Raw genomic sequence first — 19,623 nt, 5'->3', positions numbered from 1 at the left:
GTGCATCACCTCAGCTCGAAGGTAGTGGCACCGATGCGCACGGGCACACGGGCCGGAAGTACGGTGGGGGCGGCCAGTCGCTGGCCGTTGACGACGGTGCCGTTCGTGGACCCGAGATCCTCGATGGCCCACTGGCGCGACGCGGGGTCGATGTACACGCGGGCGTGGTGCGAGGAGACGAACTCGTCGTCGAGCACCACGGTGTTCGACGCGGCGCGGCCCAGCGTGATCGCCTCACCGGCGAGCGGCACGCTGGAACCGGCCAGCGGGCCGTCGATGATGACCAGCAGCGTCGGGCCGCCGGCGGCGGGGGCGGAGGAACGCGGCGCGGCGGGCTTGGGCGCGCTCGTGCGCGGCGTCTCGGCGGTGGGCGCCACGACGGGCGCGCCGCCGGTCACCGGCACGGCGGGAGCGGCGGCCTTGCGCGCGGCATGCCGTTCCTTGCGACGGCGCGAACGCGAGGGACGCGGGCTGAAGGACTCGATGTCCTTATGCAAAGAACGCACGGCGAGCCATACGAACACCCACAGCAGGATCAGGAATCCATACTTGAGCAGTGCGAATGTCAGTTCGGTCATGCGGTTTCGACCTTTATCTCGACGGTATCGATGTCATCGACGCCGGTCGGCGCGTCACTCCTGCTCCTGGGAGGAGGCCCAGTAGAGGATGCGGGTGCGGCCGATGGTGATGGTGTTGCCGTCCAGCAGCGTGGCGGCGGGCACCTGATGGCCTTCGACGTACGTGCCGTTCGTGGAACCGAGATCGCGGGCGATCACGCCGTTGGGCGTGATGTCGATCTCGAGGTGCTTGCGGGAGATGCCCGGATCGTCGATGACGATGTCGCAGCCGGAGCCGCGGCCCAGGATGGTCTTCTCCTTGGTGAGCAGGTACTGGCTGCCGTTGATCTCCAGCAGCGGGCTGTCCTGGTTCTGGTCGTTCGTGGTGACCGGGACGGCGTTGCCCTGCACGGAGGCGGAGGTGAGCTTGAAGCTGCCCTTGGTCAGGTCAAGGTCCTCCTCGAAGATGACGACCACCGGGCCGACGAACGCGTAGTGCTGGGTGCGCGCGTAGTTCGTCAGGTTGTCGGCCAGTTCGTCGGCGAGGGTCTCGCTGCCCCACTGCTCGATGCGGTCGAAATCGGGGGTGCTCAGCTTGAAGCGGTATTCGTTCGGGGCGACCGTGCGGTCGCGGCCCACGGGCATGGCCTCGTTGTCGATCTCGCGCTCAAGTGCGCTGGACAGGTCGACGGGCTGCAGATCCTTGGAGCCGAACTTGGAGAACACCCCATTCACTGCGCCTTCCACGCTTTTCTCAAAACGGTCGAGAACGCTCATAGTCATCCCTTTCTATCCTTGACCAGTGTACGCAGGGGTTGGAACGGGCCATATTTCGCGCGTCAATACTTGCAAAAGCGCCACTTCGGCACCACTCCGGCGGCGCGTCGGCGCAATGGCGCTCCCGTTTTAGGGTGCATCCCCCACTCGGCCGCACCGGTGATGAGGCTGGGTATCGTGGTCGTCATGAACAACATCGATGATTTCCCCCGCGCGAAGGCGCGCACGTTGCGGTTCACCTGCGGTGCACCGCGTTCCGCCCAGGCGATCGGCGACGGTTCCCTGGCCCTGTTCCTGCGTTCGGACGGCCCCGAGGACCTGGTGACCGCCCTGTGGCTCAGCTGGTTCGACGAGGCCGGCGGCCACCACGAGACGAAGCTCGCCGACCCGCGCGACCTGCTCGGCGACCATGCGGACAGCGAGGACGTGCCCGCCGAGGAGAAGGCCCGCCGCGAACGCGCCCGCGAGGGCGGCGCCGGCATCGTCTCCTACTCGGCGTGCGCCGAGGGCGACCGCGTCGTCTTCACCATCAACGGCCGCCTGTACCTCACCGAGATCGCGTGGGACGACGGTACGGAGGACGGAACCCCGGCCGCCGGTCCGATCGTCGAGACCCGCGAGCTCGCCGGCGCATGGCTCGACGAGGATCCGGCCATGTACACGCCGGTCCTCAACCCGCGCATCAGCCCGGACGGCGACCACGTGCTGTACACCACCGGCGAACGTCTCATGCTCGTCGACATCGGCGACTGGCCCCGCGACGTCGAGGGCGTCGACCCGCTCGACGACCGCGTGACCGCCGTCTACGGCGTGTCCGTCGAGGACGAGGACGGCAACCCGGCCGAGAACACGTGGCGGATCGGCCTCGCCGAATTCGCCGCCGGCGAGGAGATGGACCGCTACGACGGCTTCTGGTGGGCGCCTGACTCCCGCCACGTGCTCTTCGAGTCCTTCGACACCGCCGACGAACCCACGTGGTTCATCTCCGACCCGGCCGATCCGGAGAGGCCGGCGGCCGGCCGCCGCTACCCGCGCGCGCTCACCCGCAACGCGGACGTGTACCTCACCCTCATCACGCTCGACTTCGACCCGGCGACCCTGCGCTACCGCGGCATCACCGCGAACGCCGACGTCGAGTGGGACCGCGAGGCGTACGAATACGTGGCCGCCGTGCACTGGACGGAGGGCCACGATCCGCTCGTCCTCGTGCAGGACCGTCTCCAGCGCAACGACCAGGTGCTGCAGGTCGCGACCGACGAACGCCGGTACGGCCTGCCGCGGGTGCTCGAGGAGCATCACAACGACCAATGGATCGACCTGGTCTCCGGCACGCCCGCGCTCACGCCCGACGGCCGTCTCGTGTGCGCGCTCAACGACATGGACGCGGACACGAACCGCCTCACCGTCGACGGACGCGCGTTCACGCCGGCCGGCTGGAACGTGCGCCACGTGCTCGACGTGACCGACGCGGACGTGCTCGCCGTCGTGCAGCGCGAACCCGACCTCGCGCCCGACGAGCCGCGGGAGTGGCGCGTGGCCGCGGAAGCGGGACACGGCGGCGGCGCGGTGTCCGCCGCCGACGAATCGCGCGTCGGTGCGCACGACGCCCGCAGCTTCGACGTGGTGAGCCTCGGCTACGACGGCACGGTCACGCCGGTCACGTCCCGCCCCGGCGTGTGGACCGCGTCGCGCGCGGGCGACGGCATCGTCGTCTCCGGCCGCTCCATGGACGCCGCCGGCGTCACGATGGAGCACTCACTGGTCACGCAGGTCGATGAGGAGGGGCATGCGCCCGCCGCGACCATCGCGAACCACGCCGCCGAACCCGGGTTCGCGCCGAACGTGACGTTCACGCGCCTCGGCGGGCACCGCCTGTACACGGCCATCGTCGCGCCGAGTGCCGGGAGCCCGTACGCGCGCGCCGAAAGGCTGCCCGTGCTCATGAAACCGTACGGCGGGCCCGGCCACCAGCAGGTCGCCGCCGCGCAGTCCTACTACTGGGACGCGCAGTGGTGGGCCGACCAGGGCTTCCTCGTCGTCACCGCGGACGGCCGCGGCACCACCGGCCGCGGGCCGCGCTGGGACCGCGAGATCTTCGAGGACATGAAGGACGTGACCCTCGCCGACCAGGTCGAGGCCGTGCGCGCCCTGCCCGACGCCGTCGCCGCGCTGAACGACGCGCGGCAGACGGGCCACGCCGCGCCGATTCCCGCTCCGGACCTCGACAGGGTCGCGATGATCGGCTGGTCGTACGGCGGCTTCCTCTCCGCGCTCGCCGTGCTCGACGCGCCCGACGTGTTCGCCGCCGCCTGCGCCGGCGCGCCGCCCACCGACTGGACGCTCTACGACACCCACTACACCGAGCGCTACCTCGGCCTCGACCCGGCGGTCTACGAGCGCAACTCGATCATCGCGGACGCGCCGAAGCTGAGCCGGCCGCTCATGATCATCCACGGGTTCGCCGACGACAACGTGACCATCGCCCACAGCCTGCGCCTGTCCCGGGCGCTCATGGCCGCCGGGCGCCCGCACACGTTCCTGCCGCTCACGGGCATCACCCACATGACCAACGACGAGACCGTCGCCGAGAACCTGCTCACGCTGCAGCGCGACTTCCTCAGGGACGCGTTGCGGAACGTGCCGGAGACGCACTGAAACGGCGCGTGGGGATGATGCGCGGCGATGGGTAGGATGGGCGCATGACGCAGCTGAACATGATCGACGAAGGCAGGTACGCCGAAACGATGCGCGGGACCGTGATCCCCGCATTGGAGGCCTGTCGCGACGAGGGCTGGTTCGACCCGTCGGCCGCCGAGAAGGCCGCCGGGCTCGAACCTCTGCCCGGCCGGATGGACACCGGCGGCCGCGGCGGCCAGCTGCACTACCTGTGCTATGACGCGGCCAAGTTCGACGCGGAGCGCGAGAACGGCGCCACCGCGGCCTTCCGCGGCGCCATCGTGATCAGCCACGGGTTCACCGAGTTCGCCGAGAAATACGACGAGCTCGTCTGGTACTTCCTGCTCGCCGGCTATTCGGTGTGCGTGCTGGACCATCGCGGGCACGGCAAGTCGGCGCGCGACGTCGACAACCCGTGCCTGGTGTGGATCGACGACTGGCGCCGCTATGTCGCCGACCTCGCCGGCTTCGCCGAGACGATCGGCCAGTCGTACGCGGACGGCCGCCCGCTCAACCTGTTCTGCCATTCGATGGGCGGCGGCATCGGCGCGGCCGTGCTGGAACGCTACCCCTCGCTGTTCGACCGCGCCGTGCTGTCCGCGCCGATGATCGCGCCGCAGACCGGCATGCCGATGTGGCTCACGCGCGCGCTCGTCGGCACGCTGTGCGCGTGCGGGCTGGGCCGCCGCCGCGTGTTCGGGCAGAAGGACTTCGACGGCGTGCTCGACCTGAGCTCCTACCAGCTGTCCAGCGAGCCGCGCGAACGCTGGTACCACCAGCTGCGCTGCGACAACCCCGAATACCGGACGTACTGCGCCTCGTTCGAATGGGTGCGCCAGGCGATGCGCATGAACCGCGCCGTGCTCAGCCCGGCCGCGTGCGCCGAGATCGAGACGCCGATCCTGCTGTTCCAGTGCGGGCACGACATCTGGGTGCGCAACCAGCCGCAGACCGAGTTCGTGCGCCGTGTCAAGGACGGCTCCGGCCAGGCGACGCTCGTGCACCTGCCCGATTCGGAGCACGAGGTGTTCTCGATGCCGAACGGGGTCTACGGGCCGTACCTGGAGCGGATCCTCGCCTTCTACGCCGACAAGGTGCTCGCCGAGGAATAGGCGGCTACGTAGCCGGGTGTAGTTTTTCATCCAGAGTTCACCTGTATGTCGCTTGGCGGTCCCGGCGATGACAGAGACGCGTTCGACAATGGAACCATGAGAACGAACGTCAGCCTCCATCGTCGGATTGCCGCGGCGGCCGCGGTGGTATGCGCCGCCGCCATGATGCTCACCGGATGCGCGTCGGGCGGCAACGGGGCGAAGGGGGCCGGCACCTCCACCTCATCCGACGGCGGCACCACGCAGACCTTCACGCCGGCCTCCGGCTCGTCCGGCGACATCCGCATCGCCTCCGGCTCGGAGAACAAGGAGGTCGCGGCCGCGATCCAGCAGGCCGCCGACGCCTCCGGCGTGACCGTGACGATGGACTACATGGGCTCGCTCGACATCATGAACGCGCTCGAATCCGGCGCGGCCGAATACGACGCCGTCTGGCCCGCCTCGTCGATGTGGATCTCGATGGGCGACGTGAAGCACCTCGTCAAGGACGCGCAGAGCACCTCCACCACGCCGGTCGTGTTCGGCATCGCCAAATCGAAGGCCGTGCAGCTCGGCTGGGCGGACCCCTCCGGCAAGACCAAGCCGGTCTCCACCGCCGACGTGCTCGCCAAGGTGCAAAGCGGCGACCTCAAGTTCTCGATGACCTCCGCCACCCAGTCGAACTCCGGCGCCAGCGCCTACCTCGCGTTCATGACCGCCCTGCGCGGCGGCGACGGCCCGCTCGCCGAATCCGACCTCGCCGACGGCACGCTCACCGCATCCGTCGCGCAGCTGCTCAAGGGCGTGGACCGCTCCTCCGGCTCCTCCGACTGGCTCAAGGACATGGTCGTGAAGAACCCCGACCGCTTCGACTCGATGGTCAACTACGAGTCGCTCGTCATCCAGGCGGACAAGACGCTCGTGAAGAACGGCCACGACCCGCTCGTCGCCATCTACCCGTCCGACGGCATCGCCGTGTCCGATTCGCCGCTCGGCTACGTGGACCGCGGCCAGGCCTCCGGCAAGCGCAAGGCCTACGACGCGTTCGCCAAGGCGCTGCACTCCAAGGCGTCGAAGATCGAATTCGAACGCGCCGGCCGCCGCACCGGGCTCGGCGGCGCGCTCACCTACGCCTCCGACAGCAAGGTCAAGCAGGCGTTCCGCGCCGAATGGGGCATCGACACCGCGCCGTCCACGCTCAAGACCATCCCGATGCCGGCCGCCAAGACCATCACCAAGGCGCTCGACGTCTACCAGACCGAACTGCGCAAGCCCAGCTGGACCGTGTGGGTCGTCGACTACTCCGGTTCGATGGACGGCGACGGCAAGAAGGGCGTCGTCAAGGGCCTGAACGCCGCGCTCGACCCGGCCGAGGCCGCCAAGACGCGCATCCAGCCCGGCTCCCACGACGTGAACATCCTCATCCCGTTCGAAAGCCTGCCGCACGATCCGATCCGCGCCGACGGGCAGAACACCGGCGACCTGCTCCACACGGCCGACGCGACCGACGCGAGCGGCGGCACCGACATCTACGCGGGCCTCGAATCCGCGTACAAGCAGCTGCCCGGCGCCGACCGGAAGGGCGACTACACCGTCGCCATCGTGCTCATGACCGACGGCCGCTCCCAGGTCGACAACCGCGACGGCGCGCTCGCCCAATACAAGGACCAGGGCCTCGACGTGCCGATCTTCCCGATCATGTTCGGCGACGCCGACTCCTCGCAGCTCGATCCGATCGCGAAGATGTCCAACGCGAAGGTGTTCGACGGGCGCACCGGCGACCTCGCCACCGTCTTCCGCACCGTCAAGGGATTCAACTGATGCTCCAGATCATCTGCGGAATCGTCGCCGGCGGGCTGCTCGCCGCGCTCGGCTTCGCCGTGGCCGGCGGCGGGTTCGTCGGCCTTGGCGTCTCGCTCGCGCTCGCCGCGCTCGGCTATGTGGCCGGATCGACGCTCACCGAGCCGGAACGCCGCATCGGGCACATGCTCGCCAGCGCGCTGCCCAACGGGCAGAAGGCCGCCGACGCCATCGACGCCGCCAACTCGCGCCTCAACTCGATCGCGATGCTCGCCCGGCAGGTGCATGACGAGGGCGTGAGGCGCGAGGCCGACGATTTCATCGAGGCGACGCGCAGCCTCGTCGACTACGTCGCGAAGGACACGTCCGCGTACCCGACGCTGCGCCACTACATCACCGTCTACGGCGAGCAGACCGAGAAACTGCTGCGCTCCTACGTGGACGTCGAATCGTCCGGCGCGCACGACCAGGCGGCGAAGGCGCGCGGCGAGACCATCGAGGCGCTGCAGGTGCTCGAACGGACCGCCGCCGGCGAGCTGAGCCGCGCGGTCAGCGCGAAGACGCTCGGCATCGCCGCCGACTCCGACGCGATCCAGCGGCTCGCGCGCATGGACGGCTACCAGACCGAAACGGAGTCAAAGCAATGAAACTGTCGAAATCGAAGATCATCGGATTGGTGGCGCTGCTCGCGATCGTCGCCATCGTCGGCGGCACGCTCGTCTGGCGGCAGGCGCAGCCCAAGCCGGCCGCGCCCGTCGAGACAGTGCACGTCAACGGCTACCTCGGCGGCGAGAAGATCGGACTGTTCGACGACGCCGCCTTCAGGAAGGCCGCCGCCGCGCAGGGGCTCGACGTCGACTACCGCAAGGCCGGCAGCCTCGCGATGATGACCGCCGACGCGAAGGGCATGGACTACCTGTTCCCCTCCTCGCGCGCCGCCGTCGAATACGGCAAGGCGCAGGGCGTCAAGGCCACGCAGAGCGACATCGTGTTCAACTCGCCCATCGTGCTGTACACACACAAGGCCGTCGCCGACGGGCTCGTCTCCGGCGGGCTCATGAGCAAAGGCAAGGACGGCGTCTACTCGATGGACATGTCCAAGGCCGTGGACGCGATGGTGAACGACAAGACCTGGGCCGACGTCGGCTACACGGCCGGCTACGGCCAGTTCCGCATCGACTCCACCGACCCCGTGCAGTCGAACTCCGGCAACGAGTACGCGGCGCTCATCGCCACCGTGCTCAACGGCGGCCAGCCCGCCACCACCGATTCGCTCGACCGCGACAAGGAGACCATCAAGTCGATCTTCGCGAAATCCGGATGGATGGAGACCTCCTCCGAGGACGCGTTCAACCAGTTCCTCACGCTCGGCGTCGGCTCCAAGCCGATGATGGTCGGCTACGAATCGCAGATCCTCGACCTCGCCGCCAACCAGCCGGACGCGTTCAAGCAGATCCGCGACGACGTGGTCATCGTCTACCCGACGCCGACGGTGTGGAGCACGCACACGCTCATGGCCCTCGACAAGAAGGGCGAAAAGCTGCTCGCCGTGCTCAAATCCCCGAAGATCCAGAAGCTCGCCTGGGAGCGCCACGGCTTCCGCGCCGCGAACTTCTCCGGCACCGACTCGATCGCACGCTTCAAGGTCAACGGCACGCTCGACCAGATCCCCGCCGTCTCCGAACTGCCCGGCAACAAAGCCATGCAGGAGCTGATCGAGGCGCTCAAAGGAGTGAAACCGTGAGCGGACAGCCCGGCGGGCTGTCCGTAGGTTTCACTGAACGGCGGCAGCCGTGAAGCATGAGTAACGCCGGCCGGAGGCCGGTCCACGGTCAAGCCGCAGTGACGCTGCCCCCGACACCCCGCATCCCGGCATCCGACACGGAACCGCACCACACGCCCGCACTGACCGCACCACCAGCACCATACGAAAGGACCCACAGGTAACCATCATGGCCAAACAGATCTCGCTCGCCGACCTCGCCGGCGGCAACGCCGTCACCAACCCCGCCCTCGCCGGACTGAACGGCGCCGGGGACGCCGCCGCGAACGGCGCGCTCGTGCCCACCGCCGCACAGGCCGTCGCCGACGCGGCAAGCCTCACCCCGGACCAGCAGATCGCCAAACTGCCCGCAGCCGACCAGCAGGCGGTCGTGCAGATGGCCGACCAGATCGACTTCATGCGCGACGGCATCGAATCCACCTACGGCAAGGACGCGCAACGCGCCACCAGCACCTTCGCCGACGAGATCCTCTCCGACACCCGTTCCAAGGACACCGGCGAGGCGGGCGAACTGCTCAGCACGATGCTCGTCACCATCGACGAGGCCGACCTCGGGGGCTTTCGCAAGGTGCCGATCCTCGGCCAGGTGGCCGTCTCGATCGACAAGCTGCGCCGCCGCTACCAGAAGGTCGACGCGCAGATCGACGAGATCATCATCAAGCTCGAGGCCGCCCAGTCGCGCCTCGTCGCCGACATCTCCATGTACAACACGATGTACGAGCAGAACGCGCAGCAGTACCGCGAACTGCGCATGACGGTCCTCGCCGGCAAGAAGGCGCTCGCCGACTTCCGCGCGCAGCAGCTGCCCGGGCTCGAGGCCGAGGCCGCGAAGAGCGGCGACCCGATGCAGGCGCAGCTGCTCAAGGACTTCAAGTCGAAGCTCGACCGCTTCGAGAAGCGCCTCGACGACCTCGACCGCATCTCCGTGGTCACGCTGCAGACCGCGCCGCAGATCAAGATCATCCAGAACGCCGACCAGACCATCGTCGACAAGATCGACACGACCATCTCCACCACGATCCCCGTGTGGAAGTCGCAGATGGTGATCGCGCTCGGCCTGTCCAACCAGCGCAAGGCGCTCGACCTGCAGAACAAGGCCGACGACGTGACCAACAAGCTGCTGCAACGCAACGCGGCCGCCCTGCACAAGGGCGCCGTGGACGCGGAGAAGGCGAACCAGCGGTCCGTGGTGGAGATCGAGACGCTGGAGAAGATCAACAGCGAGCTCATCGCCACGCTCAAGGAGACCGTGCAGATCCAGCGCCAGGGCAAGGCGAACCGCGAGGCCGCCCAGGTCAAGATGCGTCAGATCGAATCCGACCTCAAGAACGCCCTCATCGAGAACGCCCAGTCCATGTGACCCGGGCGCGAGTTGGCGTGGCCTGGGCGTGATCCGGCCGGTTGGGTGTCCTGATCCGGCCCGGTCGGCCGGATCAGGACACGGATCGCCGCGCCTACTTCCGCTTGCCGGTGAACGGTTCGAGCAGCGTGTCCGGATTCGAGACGCCGAGCATGCTGCGCCCGCCCGTCTTCTCCGGGTGACGCGCGATGATCGCCGTCGAGATCGCGCCCGGCACCATGATGATCGCGAAGATCGCCGCCAACCCCCAGTTCACCGCGAACCCGAGCGCAAGGAACGCGAACGCCGCGATCGCCACGCCCGCGACGATCATCGCCGTGCGCGATTTCGCGCTCACCGCGCCGAGACCGTCCTTGCGTCCTTCGTCGCTCCCGGTGCTTTTGGCGCTTCTGATGTTGTCGGCCGCCGCCTTGGGCCGGGCGGTGGCGTGACCGGCTGCGGTGGTGCCGGCGGTGCGGTCGGTCCCGCTCCGGGCGCCCGTGTCCCGGGGGGCGGCGTCATGTGCTTCGCTCATGGCGTCCAGCTTAATGCGGTCCGCGGCGACGCGCGTACCGCCCTCCGGCTCGCTCGTCGCCGCGCGCTCTGCTTCCCGCCCCGCCCCGCCGGGCGCCCGCCGCGTGATTCCCGCAGTGCCATACTGGGCGTATGAGCGAGAAGAGGCAGGGGAGGAACGCCCCCACATTCGAACGCACGCCGCGCGACATCCTGATCGGCGCCGGACTGGTCCTGTTCGGAGGCGTGCTGTGGGGTTGCAACGCCACCGTGTCGAAGGTGCTCATGGGCGCATACCATGTCGGCCCGTTGTGGCTCGCCTGCGTGCGCGAACTCCTCGCCGGCGTGCTGTTCCTCATCGTGGCGGGCGTGCGCTCGCCGAAACTGTTCGCGGGCGCGTTGCGCGACCGCGGCAACTACCTGCATTATCTCGTATGCGCGCTGGTGTGCGTCACCGCCGTGCAGGTCGCCTACCTGTCGTCCATCAACTGGACGAACGCCGGAACCGCCACCGTGCTGCAGGCGCTCAACCTGCTGTTCGTGCTCGCGTTCGTCTGCATCCGCGGCCGGCGCCTGCCGGGGCTGCGCGAGGGGATCGGCGTGGTGCTCGCCTTCGGCGGCACCGCGCTCATCGCCACCGGCGGAGACCCGTCTTCGCTGAAGCTGCCGGCGATGGGCCTGGTATGGGGTCTCGTCAACGCGGCCGCCACCGGCGCGATGTCGATCCTGCCGGTCCGGCTCGTGCAGCGGTGGGGCAACATGATGGTCAACGGCATCATGTTCGTGATCTCCGGGCTGGTGCTGCTGCCCATCGTGCGGCCGTGGTCGAACCCGCCCGTGTTCGACGGGCTCGGCTGGGCGCTGATGGCGTTCACCGTGGCGCTCGGCACGTTCGGGGCGTTCGGGCTGTTCCTCGCCGGCGTGATGCGCGTGGGGGCGATGCGCGCCACGATGCTCGGCACCAGCGAGCCGATCGCCGCCACCGTCTCCTCGGTGCTGTGCCTCGGCGCCGTGTTCACCCCCACCGACCTGGTGGGCTTCGTGATGATCCTCGCCATGGTCTTCCTCGTGCGTTGAGCCGGCCGTGCGGGATCACGCTTCCGGCTCGGCGGAACGCCGTATCGTCCGGGCTGGGGATCGGCCGGAGAAAAGGACCCGCATGCCACAAGGGGTATGCCCGGCCGCTGTATTCCGTTTCGCATGACCATGTGCAATCGGCGGAACCCCGTTTGTCGTGGCACCTATGGATACGAAGCCGTACCCCTGTACGACGTCGGTTTTCGGGGTCTTCGCATTTTGCGGTGCGGGGATGACGATTAGAGGTGGATTTGGATGGCTTGTCCGAATCCGCCTGTGCGGAGCAGGCTCGGGCGATGTAGTTGTCGAGGTTGCGGAAGCCGAGGGCATGCAGTGCTGGATGCTGTTCCTTTCATTCGTCCAGCCTCACACGATCGGGGGCGGCCATGACCCTGGATGCCGCGTCTCTGGGACTTGCTGTGTCCCCTGATCCTCTCGGGCCTCGCTTTTGGCAAGCTGTGGCACGATAATGTGCCCCTGATGTGCCTCGGCATGTGTTTGGGGATAACGGGGGCGCGGGCCATGATGGCCGCTATGCAAGTCTCTTGACAAGAATGGCCATTTTCCAAGGATTGTGAGATATGGGATTGTACCCCTGTTCTGGATTTCTTCATGTTTTTCATTACAGGGGCACAAGGCCGTGCCCCTGTGCTCCCAATATTGCCGGCATACCAAACGGGGGTGCGATATTGTGCCCCTGTATCCCCGATATTGTGCCCCTGTATCCCCGATATTGTCTGGGTGCTGAGCGGGGGCGCGGTATTACGCCGGACATTGGCCGAACATCGCTTGGACGCATACGGTGGCACACTGGTGTGCCCCCATATCCATTGCCGGTCGCATGCGCCGGGACAGGGGGCGCCTGCAGACGGTCAGGGGTGCGCCCGTCGGTGGACCGGGATGCGTCCTGTCTGAACAGGGGCGTGTCTGCCCGTCATCGGGGCGCGTGCCTGCACGCGAACGGGGGAGTGCGTTGTTGGCGAACGGCCGCGTGCCTGTGGTCAGGGGCTCTGCGTCCATCATGTCTTCTTCTTTTCCCCTACCGTGCCGTCAGCCGCTCGATGGGGCGCTCCAACACGTGGAAGGTGAAATCGGCTCCGCGTCCGGCCAGCTGGCGTGCCACCGCGAACGCGGCGTCGTCGCGCGCCGATGTGCTGGACAGCGTCGCGCCCGTGGCGGTGGAGATGATCCAGCCGTCGTTGCGCAGCCGGTCGCGCTTCTCCTGGTCGCGCCGCCATTGTGTTTTATCCGTGCGATGGTGGTCTCCGTCGTATTCCAGGGCCACACGGAAATCCGGCCATGCGAGGTCCAATGTCATCGATGCGCCGGAGCGGAACCTCATGCCAGGTACCGTGTGGTTGGTCACGGGTTCGGGAATGCCGTGGGCGAGCAGCATCAACCGGCATGCCGACTCCTGCAGGGAATCGACATTGGGGCGGATGAATCCCGACGCGCGGAGGCATTTCGATTTGCCGTTGAATCGTGGCAGCGTCCTGGCGAACCGCAGGAAATCGGTATGAATGGCGAGGGGATCGCGGTCGTTGGCGAGCCCCGGGTTGTCGCCGATGGCCGCGATGACGGCGTCGCCCAAGGCGATGAGCGAGGGCAGCGGCATGTACGGGGCCAGCTGCGCCCACGTGTGGAACAGGTCGAGTGCATGCACCCATTGGTTGACGCGGATGTTGTCGGCTCCGATCAGCGCGGCCCACGTGTGCGCGTGTATCGATGACGACCTTGGACGGATGCGTTTGGCTTTCGTGCTGGATACGGTGTGCAGGACCTGCGTGTCCAGGGAACAGTCCGCGGGGATCGGCACGGACTGCAGTGCGAGCGAGGTCGTCATGCCGAACATCAGTCGTTTTCGGAATCGTCGTGCGGCTTCGGTGCAACGCTGTGCGACGTCGCGTCGCCGCTGCGCGAGGGACTCGCCCATCGACGGCGATTCCGCTGCCACGGGGGCTGCCGCGGGAGATGCCATGGGGACGGGAGGCCATTCGAAATCGTCGGTCGTGGGGGTGTTCATGATCCGTTCCTTGTCTTCCTGTCGTCGTCGATGCGGGTTGACGGCCACCGTAGCGCGTGCCCGTCGGCAAGGGGAAGCCCGCAAGGGCAATGTGGATAACACTTCCGATTCCGGGCGTGTTCACTGTGGGTAAAACCGGGGAATGATTCGCGTCGCAGGGAATTGGGTGAAGTGAAAGGCGAAGGTGAGAGCCCCGGGAGGGGTTCCGGAACCGGCCACGATATCCGTTCGGGGTTGCCGCCTGCGGTAGGGCGGCGGCCGGAACGGTAGCCAAGCCGCGTTCCCTCCTTGATTAAGGAGTACCGATTATGGCAATGTTTCCGGCTTTGATGAATGACACGATGTTCTCCGATCTGTTCGACGATCCGTTCTTCGAGGGTTGGCGCAACATGGACAGCCAGATGGGCTCCATGATGCCGGCGAACACGATGGCGAACATGATGACCACGGATGTGCGTGAGACCGACAAGGGCTACGACGTGGACATCGATATGCCGGGCTTCAAGAAGGACGACATCAAGCTCGAGCTCAACAACGGCTATCTGACCGTGTCCGCCTCGCGTTCCAGCGAGCATGAGGACAAGGCTCCGGAGTCCGCGGACGCCTCGGCCCAGTCCGGTGACAAGTGCGCCTGCGGCTCGGACGAGTCCGGTCGTTGGCTGCGTCGCGAACGTTACATGGGTTCCTGCTCTCGCAGCTTCTACGTGGGCGACGAGGTGAAGGAGTCCGACATCCACGCCAGCTACAACAACGGCACGCTGTGCATCCAGGTTCCGAAGATGCAGGCCCAGCCGCAGGTCGAGTCCAAGCACCAGATCGCGATCGAGGGCTGAGCCGTTAAGCAGACAGCCCGGTGGGCTGTCTGTAGGCTCAGCCTGAGCAAGGCGGAAGCCGGGCGAAGGCAGGTCTGGTTCCGGCCGTAGGCCGGTCCGTAATTGCTGGGCCGGAGGCGAGCCGTGAGGTGGACACCTTGACTCGCAATGGCGGGACCGGCGCGCTTCTCGGAGGTACGCCATGCGACTGTGGCGCGTCGTCCGTCCCATACGTCCCCTTCCACGGGATTGAGTAGACGGGCGACGGGAAACAAGCCAAGCCTATGAAGGGCCGGTGCATCGGGAATCATCCCCGATGCACCGGCCCTTTTTGTGTATCGGCCCTCTCCGCCGACAATCCGCCCAGTCGGCCAGTCGGCTCCGCCGACGGCTTCTACGCAATTGCGGGCGAACTTCGGCCGACAATGCATTTGATTTGGACAATGCATCTGGACAATACGTCTGCTTGCCGTCGTTCGCCTTCGCCTGCAAACGCCGGAGGCGTTTGCTTCACGGCCCAGCCTGAAGGATTCATGGGAACCGTCGGTGAAATGCATGAGTTTTCTCGGCCCTTCCTGAAATGCGCGTTAGTCTTACGTGCGCATTGTGGAGTATGTCATGGGGATGATCGAGATGGGTTCTGCTTCGGTCTCAGCATCGGATACGGCCGCGTCGGCATGGCTGATGCAGGTGTCGCTGGTCCGGGGCGTGTTGCCGCGGACCGTGTTCGCGCTCGCCGCATGCGCCGCGGTCGCGCTCGTCATATCACTGGTCATCGCGCTCTTCCGCCCGACTTCCCGCCCGACTTCCGGCAATCCCGCGGATTCCGCCGGCGGCGCCGAGCGCCCCGGCTCCATCGATTCCGTGGATTCCGCCGGTGCCGCCCGCCGTGCCGGCGTCGCCCACCGCACCGCCGCCGCAACCCCCGCATCCTCCCCAACCCCCGCGCCCGCATTCCGCCCCATTCGGGCCATCGCGGCCGTCCCCGCCGCCGCGCTCGCCGCCGGCCTCATCGGCCTGCTGCTCGCCTGGTTCCTGTCCGACGGCATCATGGTGTTCGGCGTTTCGCTCGGCTGGCCGGTCATCATCACCGTCGCGTGCGGATTCGCCGGTCTCGGCGCGATCGCGGCCGCGATCGTCGTCGCGAACCGTCGCCGCGCGCCCCACGTCGCCGCCCGCCGCATCACGCGCGCGATCGCCGTCATCCTTATCCCGCTCACGCTGCTCGCCACCGCGCTGCGCGTCGACGCGATCTTCGGCGAATACCAGACCGTCGGCAGCGTCGTCGGGTACACGCCGTACGCGTCGCTCGACTCGGTGACCGTTCACCGCGCGGCGATGACGGTCGCGCAGTGGCGCGCCGCCGCCGCGCGCCACGCCGCGCCGGACCATCCCGCGCACGGCCGCATACTGTCCGTGACCATCCCGAACACGAAATCCCATTTCGCGGCGCGCAAGGCGATGGTGTACCTGCCGCCGGCCGCGCTCGCGAAGCGGCCGCCGCGGCTGCCGGTCATGGAGCTGCTCGCCGGGCAGCCGGGCAGCCCGGGGAGGCTGGTCGCGGCCGCCGGACTCGCGCGCATGATGAACGCGTACGCCGCCGCGCATGACGGTCTCGCGCCGGTCGTCGTCGTGCCGGACCAGAACGGCGCCGACACGCACAACAGCCTGTGCGCCGACACCAGTCAGGGCGACGCGGAAACGTACCTCACGCGCGACGTCGTCGCGTGGACGAAACACACGTTGCCCGTCGCGACCGTCCCACGCATGTGGGCGATCGGCGGATTCTCGCAGGGCGGCACGTGCACGACGCAGCTCGCGCCCCGCCACCCGGCGCTGTACGGCGTGATGCTGCCCGTCGACGGCGAGCTCAAGCCGACCAACGGCTCCGTCGCCGACATGACGAAGAACTACTTCCGCGGCCGTCGCGCCGACTACGACGCGCAGGTGCCGGTCAACGCGCTCGCCGCGCTCGACCCCGACGAGGCGCGCGGCCTCGCGTTGTTCGCCGGCGCGGGGGAGCGCGACAAGGACTCCGTGCGCAACATGCGCACGATCGCCGCGGCCGCGCGCAAGGCCGGCGTGGACGACGTGACCGAGATCGTCGTGCCCGGGCGCGGCCACGACTGGCATGCGGTGCAGGCCGTGTGGCGGCCCGGCGTCGACTGGTTCGGCGCGCGCACCGGCCTCGGCGCGATGACGAAGAGCATCAAGGAGTATCCGCAAGTGGAGGTGCAGCAATGAGCGGAGAGACCCAGCAGACCACCCAGACAGGCCCGGCTACCCAGACAAGTCAGGCCACCCAGACTGGTCAGGCCAGCCGGACCACGCAGATTAGCCAAGCCAGCCACCCAGGCCAGGCCACCCGGGCCTGCCGACCGCAATCCCGTCAGACCGGTAATCCCCGTCAGACCGGCAAACCCCGCCGGAACACCCGGGCGTGGCTCGCGCTCGCCGGCGACGCGCGGCGATGGGCAGCCGCGCACCGGTTCGCCGTCGGCGCGACCCTCGCGTTCACGGCGGTGAACCTCGTCGCGTGGATCGTGGCGGCCGTCACCGGATTCGACTTCCCGCTGCGCCTGCACACCAGCATGGCCGAGTTCAGCCTCGGCAAGCTCCTGTGCTCGCTGTTCCTCGCGCGCGGCGTCATCCAACTGGTCGTCGACGCGCTGCTGTGGCTCGTCATGCTGTCCCTCGCCGAACGATGGCTGGGCCGCGCGCGCACGGTCCGCATCGCCGTCGCATGCGCGCTCGGCGGCGTGATCGTCGGGCTCGCCCTGTGCGCCGCGACCGGGTCGCTGCTGCACGACACCCGCATCGTCGACCGCATCTCGTTCGTGCTGAGCCCGCTCACGCTGCCGGTCGGCGCGCTGATGGCCGCCAGCGCGTACTGCACGCACCTGTGGCGGCAGCGTATCCGTCTCATCGGCTACGTGGCGATCCTGGTCACGCTGCTGTACAGCGGCAATCCCGGCGGCTACTGCATCCTCGCCGCCGCGGTCATCGGACACATCGCCGGCGCGGCAATGCATCAACGCGAACGGCGCGTCGATGCGCTCGACGCGACACGCGCCGCAACCGGTGTCCCGGCCGAAACCGAATCCGCCGAAACCCGCTGGCACTGGCTGCGCGGCACCTCATACGAGATCCGGCGCCTCTACGCCGCCATCGCCGTCGTGCTCGCGCTCGGCCCGGTGCTCGCCATCACCGCGCACACGCACGCCGGGCCGTTGAGCACGCTGGGACTCATCATGAGCCCCGCCGCGGCCGACGACGCGACGCTCGCCCGCTGCATCGCCGGCTCCGCACGCACCGACTGCTTCCTCCAGTTCGACCTGCTGCGCACGTCGATGCCCGGCGCGGTGCTGCGCTCGCTGCTGCCCACCGCCGTCACGCTCGTGCTCGCGTGGGGCCTGTACCGCGGCCGCCGGTTCGCAGCGCTCGCCTCCGTGGCCGTCAATCTCGTGACGGCTGGCGTCGCGGTCGCCTACTATCTCGTCGTGCCGCTGCGGTTCGCGCCGGACGGCGTCGACTCGCTCGTCGACCATGGCGCGTTCGCCGCATGCATCGCGAACGCGCTGCCGCCGCTCGTGTTCGCCGTCGCGCTGGTCGTCGGAATGCGGCGGTTCCCGGTGCGCGTCGGATGGCGGCGCCTGGCCGGCGGCGTCGCGGCGTGCGTGCTCGTGCTGCTCGCGTGCACGGCCGTGTACCTGCTGTACGGTCTCGCGCGCCCGGGCGATTTCGCGCCGCGCGCCGACGCCGCGGACCTCCTTGCCGAACTGCCGGGACGGTTCCTGCCGATCGGGTTCCTCAGCCACGTGCGGCTCGCGTTCGTGCCGGCCACGCCGCTCGCGTCGATCGTGTACCAGGGCGTGGGGCTCGTGTTCTGGGTCGTCGTGCTGGTGGTCGTCGTGCGGTGGATGGGCGACGTGACCGCGGTCGACGAGCGTGCGCGCGCCCGTGCGGAACGGCTCGTCGAGGCCGGCGGCGAATCGATGAGCTTCATGACCACGTGGGAGGGCAACGAGTATTGGATGTCCGATTCCGGGCGGTCCGCGGTCGCGTACCGCGTGTGGGGCGGCGTGGCGCTCACCTGCACCGGGCCGTTCGGCGACCCGTCCGAGTGGGATGACGATCTGATCGCGTTCTCCAGGTATTGCGCGGAACGGTCGCTGACGCCCGCGTTCTATGCGGTGCATCGTGCGCAACGTGATCGCCTGCTCACGATGGGATGGCATTCGATCGAAGTGGGCGGCGAGATGGTCGTCGACCCGCGGCGGTGGAAGACCACCGGCAAGAAATGGCAGGACATCCGCACCGCCATCAACAAGGCGAAGCGGCAGGGCGTCGTGGACGTGTACTCCACGTTCCTCGACGCGCCGCTCGACGTGCGCGAGCAGATCGAGGACATCTCCGAGGAGTGGGCGCAGGGCAAGGCGTTGCCGGAGATGAAGTTCACGCTGGGTGGCGTCGAGGAGCTGCGCGACCCGCGCGTGCGGCTGCTGTACGCGGTGGACGCGGACGGGCGCGTGCTCGGCGTGACCAGCTGGCTGCCCACATGGCGCGACGGGCGGATCGTCGGGTGGACGCTCGATTTCATGAGGCATCGTCCGGACAGTCCGAACGGCGTGATGGAGTTCCTCATCGCGCGCATGGCGGAACGGCTGCGTGACGAGACTGGTGCTGGTGCTGGTGCTGGAGTGGATGCCGGGGCCGGATCGGCGGTCGAGTTCATGAGCCTGTCCGCCGCGCCGCTGGCGGGCATGAACCCGGAACGGGACAATACGGTTCCCGTCCCCGGCGGGGACGGCGAGAGCGATGCCCGCGGTGCTGGTGCTGATGGTGCCGGCGTTGACGGCGGCGTTGGCGGCGGCGTGGACGGCCATGGTGTCGACGGCGGCGCCGGCGGTGCCGGGCGCATGGACCCGGGCATCGAGGTGCTGCAGCATGCGCTCCAGCTCGTGGCCGACTGGATGGAACCCGCGTACGGATTCCACTCGCTGTTCAACTTCAAACGCAAGTTCCAGCCGAGCGAGGAACCGGTGTACGTGTGCTATCCGGATTCGGCGAAGCTCGCGCAGATCGGCCTGGCCGTCACGCACGCCTACGTGCCGTCCGTCACGCCCGGCGAGATAGCCGGCATGCTCAGGACGCTGCGCAAGTAGTCTGGGGCGT

14 protein-coding genes are annotated in these 19,623 nt (G+C 68.2%); 10 read left to right on the top strand and 4 right to left on the bottom strand.

Annotated features, from left to right (window positions below):
- Positions 1-5 precede the first annotated feature (5 nt).
- Positions 6-578 carry an FHA domain-containing protein FhaB/FipA gene (locus GFD21_RS10105; protein WP_163197839.1) on the bottom strand — a complete coding sequence of 191 codons (573 nt, stop codon included), beginning with the start codon at positions 576-578 and terminating at the stop codon, positions 6-8.
- A gap of 54 nt (positions 579-632) precedes the next feature.
- Positions 633-1,334, bottom strand: coding sequence for an FhaA domain-containing protein (locus GFD21_RS10100; protein WP_163197838.1), 702 nt, complete (start codon positions 1,332-1,334; stop codon positions 633-635).
- A gap of 186 nt (positions 1,335-1,520) precedes the next feature.
- On the opposite strand from GFD21_RS10100, the gene GFD21_RS10095 reads away from it, so the two are divergent.
- The 6 genes from GFD21_RS10095 to GFD21_RS10070 all read left to right on the top strand — a co-directional run bounded on the left by GFD21_RS10095 (position 1,521) and on the right by GFD21_RS10070 (position 10,044).
- A complete protein-coding gene (locus tag GFD21_RS10095) occupies positions 1,521-3,989 on the top strand; it encodes a S9 family peptidase (RefSeq protein WP_163197837.1) in 2,469 nt (822 codons plus the stop codon).
- 44 nt (positions 3,990-4,033) lie between these two features.
- The gene (locus GFD21_RS10090; RefSeq protein WP_225431794.1) at positions 4,034-5,122 is read left to right on the top strand and encodes an alpha/beta fold hydrolase; all 1,089 of its coding nucleotides are present in this window, start codon (positions 4,034-4,036) and stop codon (positions 5,120-5,122) included.
- A gap of 96 nt (positions 5,123-5,218) precedes the next feature.
- Positions 5,219-6,922, top strand: coding sequence for a vWA domain-containing protein (locus tag GFD21_RS10085; protein ID WP_163197836.1), 1,704 nt, complete (start codon positions 5,219-5,221; stop codon positions 6,920-6,922).
- Complete coding sequence (locus GFD21_RS10080; RefSeq protein ID WP_225431793.1) at positions 6,922-7,548, top strand: hypothetical protein; 627 nt, start codon at positions 6,922-6,924, stop codon at positions 7,546-7,548. The genes GFD21_RS10085 and GFD21_RS10080 overlap by 1 nt, the downstream gene beginning before the upstream one ends.
- Positions 7,545-8,645 carry a substrate-binding domain-containing protein gene (locus GFD21_RS10075; RefSeq protein WP_163197835.1) on the top strand — a complete coding sequence of 367 codons (1,101 nt, stop codon included), beginning with the start codon at positions 7,545-7,547 and terminating at the stop codon, positions 8,643-8,645. The genes GFD21_RS10080 and GFD21_RS10075 overlap by 4 nt, the downstream gene beginning before the upstream one ends.
- 208 nt (positions 8,646-8,853) lie before the next feature.
- On the top strand, positions 8,854-10,044 hold the full coding sequence (locus GFD21_RS10070) for a toxic anion resistance protein (protein ID WP_225431792.1): 1,191 nt from the start codon (positions 8,854-8,856) through the stop codon (positions 10,042-10,044).
- Positions 10,045-10,138: 94 nt separating this feature from the next.
- Here GFD21_RS10070 and GFD21_RS11185 read toward each other — a convergent pair whose 3' ends face one another.
- On the bottom strand, positions 10,139-10,558 hold the full coding sequence (locus GFD21_RS11185) for a hypothetical protein (RefSeq protein ID WP_225431791.1): 420 nt from the start codon (positions 10,556-10,558) through the stop codon (positions 10,139-10,141).
- 131 nt (positions 10,559-10,689) lie between these two features.
- On the opposite strand from GFD21_RS11185, the gene GFD21_RS10060 reads away from it, so the two are divergent.
- Positions 10,690-11,613 carry a DMT family transporter gene (locus tag GFD21_RS10060; RefSeq protein ID WP_163197834.1) on the top strand — a complete coding sequence of 308 codons (924 nt, stop codon included), beginning with the start codon at positions 10,690-10,692 and terminating at the stop codon, positions 11,611-11,613.
- Positions 11,614-12,652: 1,039 nt separating this feature from the next.
- Here GFD21_RS10060 and GFD21_RS10055 read toward each other — a convergent pair.
- On the bottom strand, positions 12,653-13,636 hold the full coding sequence (locus GFD21_RS10055) for a hypothetical protein (protein ID WP_225431790.1): 984 nt from the start codon (positions 13,634-13,636) through the stop codon (positions 12,653-12,655).
- 308 nt (positions 13,637-13,944) lie between these two features.
- Between GFD21_RS10055 and GFD21_RS10050 the strand changes: the two genes are divergently transcribed.
- From GFD21_RS10050 to GFD21_RS10040, 3 genes are all read left to right on the top strand, one after another.
- The gene (locus GFD21_RS10050; protein ID WP_163197833.1) at positions 13,945-14,469 is read left to right on the top strand and encodes an Hsp20/alpha crystallin family protein; all 525 of its coding nucleotides are present in this window, start codon (positions 13,945-13,947) and stop codon (positions 14,467-14,469) included.
- 663 nt (positions 14,470-15,132) lie between these two features.
- The gene (locus GFD21_RS10045; RefSeq protein WP_163197851.1) at positions 15,133-16,692 is read left to right on the top strand and encodes an alpha/beta hydrolase-fold protein; all 1,560 of its coding nucleotides are present in this window, start codon (positions 15,133-15,135) and stop codon (positions 16,690-16,692) included.
- A complete protein-coding gene (locus GFD21_RS10040) occupies positions 16,689-19,613 on the top strand; it encodes a bifunctional lysylphosphatidylglycerol flippase/synthetase MprF (protein WP_191996930.1) in 2,925 nt (974 codons plus the stop codon). Before GFD21_RS10045 ends, GFD21_RS10040 begins: the two co-directional genes overlap by 4 nt.
- Positions 19,614-19,623: the final 10 nt, after the last annotated feature.

Origin of the sequence: Bifidobacterium platyrrhinorum (genome assembly GCF_010667645.1) — a bacterium.
Taxonomy (GTDB): domain Bacteria; phylum Actinomycetota; class Actinomycetes; order Actinomycetales; family Bifidobacteriaceae; genus Bifidobacterium; species Bifidobacterium platyrrhinorum.
Note: the sequence above shows the minus strand (reverse complement) of the source record. Positions and strands in the feature narration are given on the sequence as shown.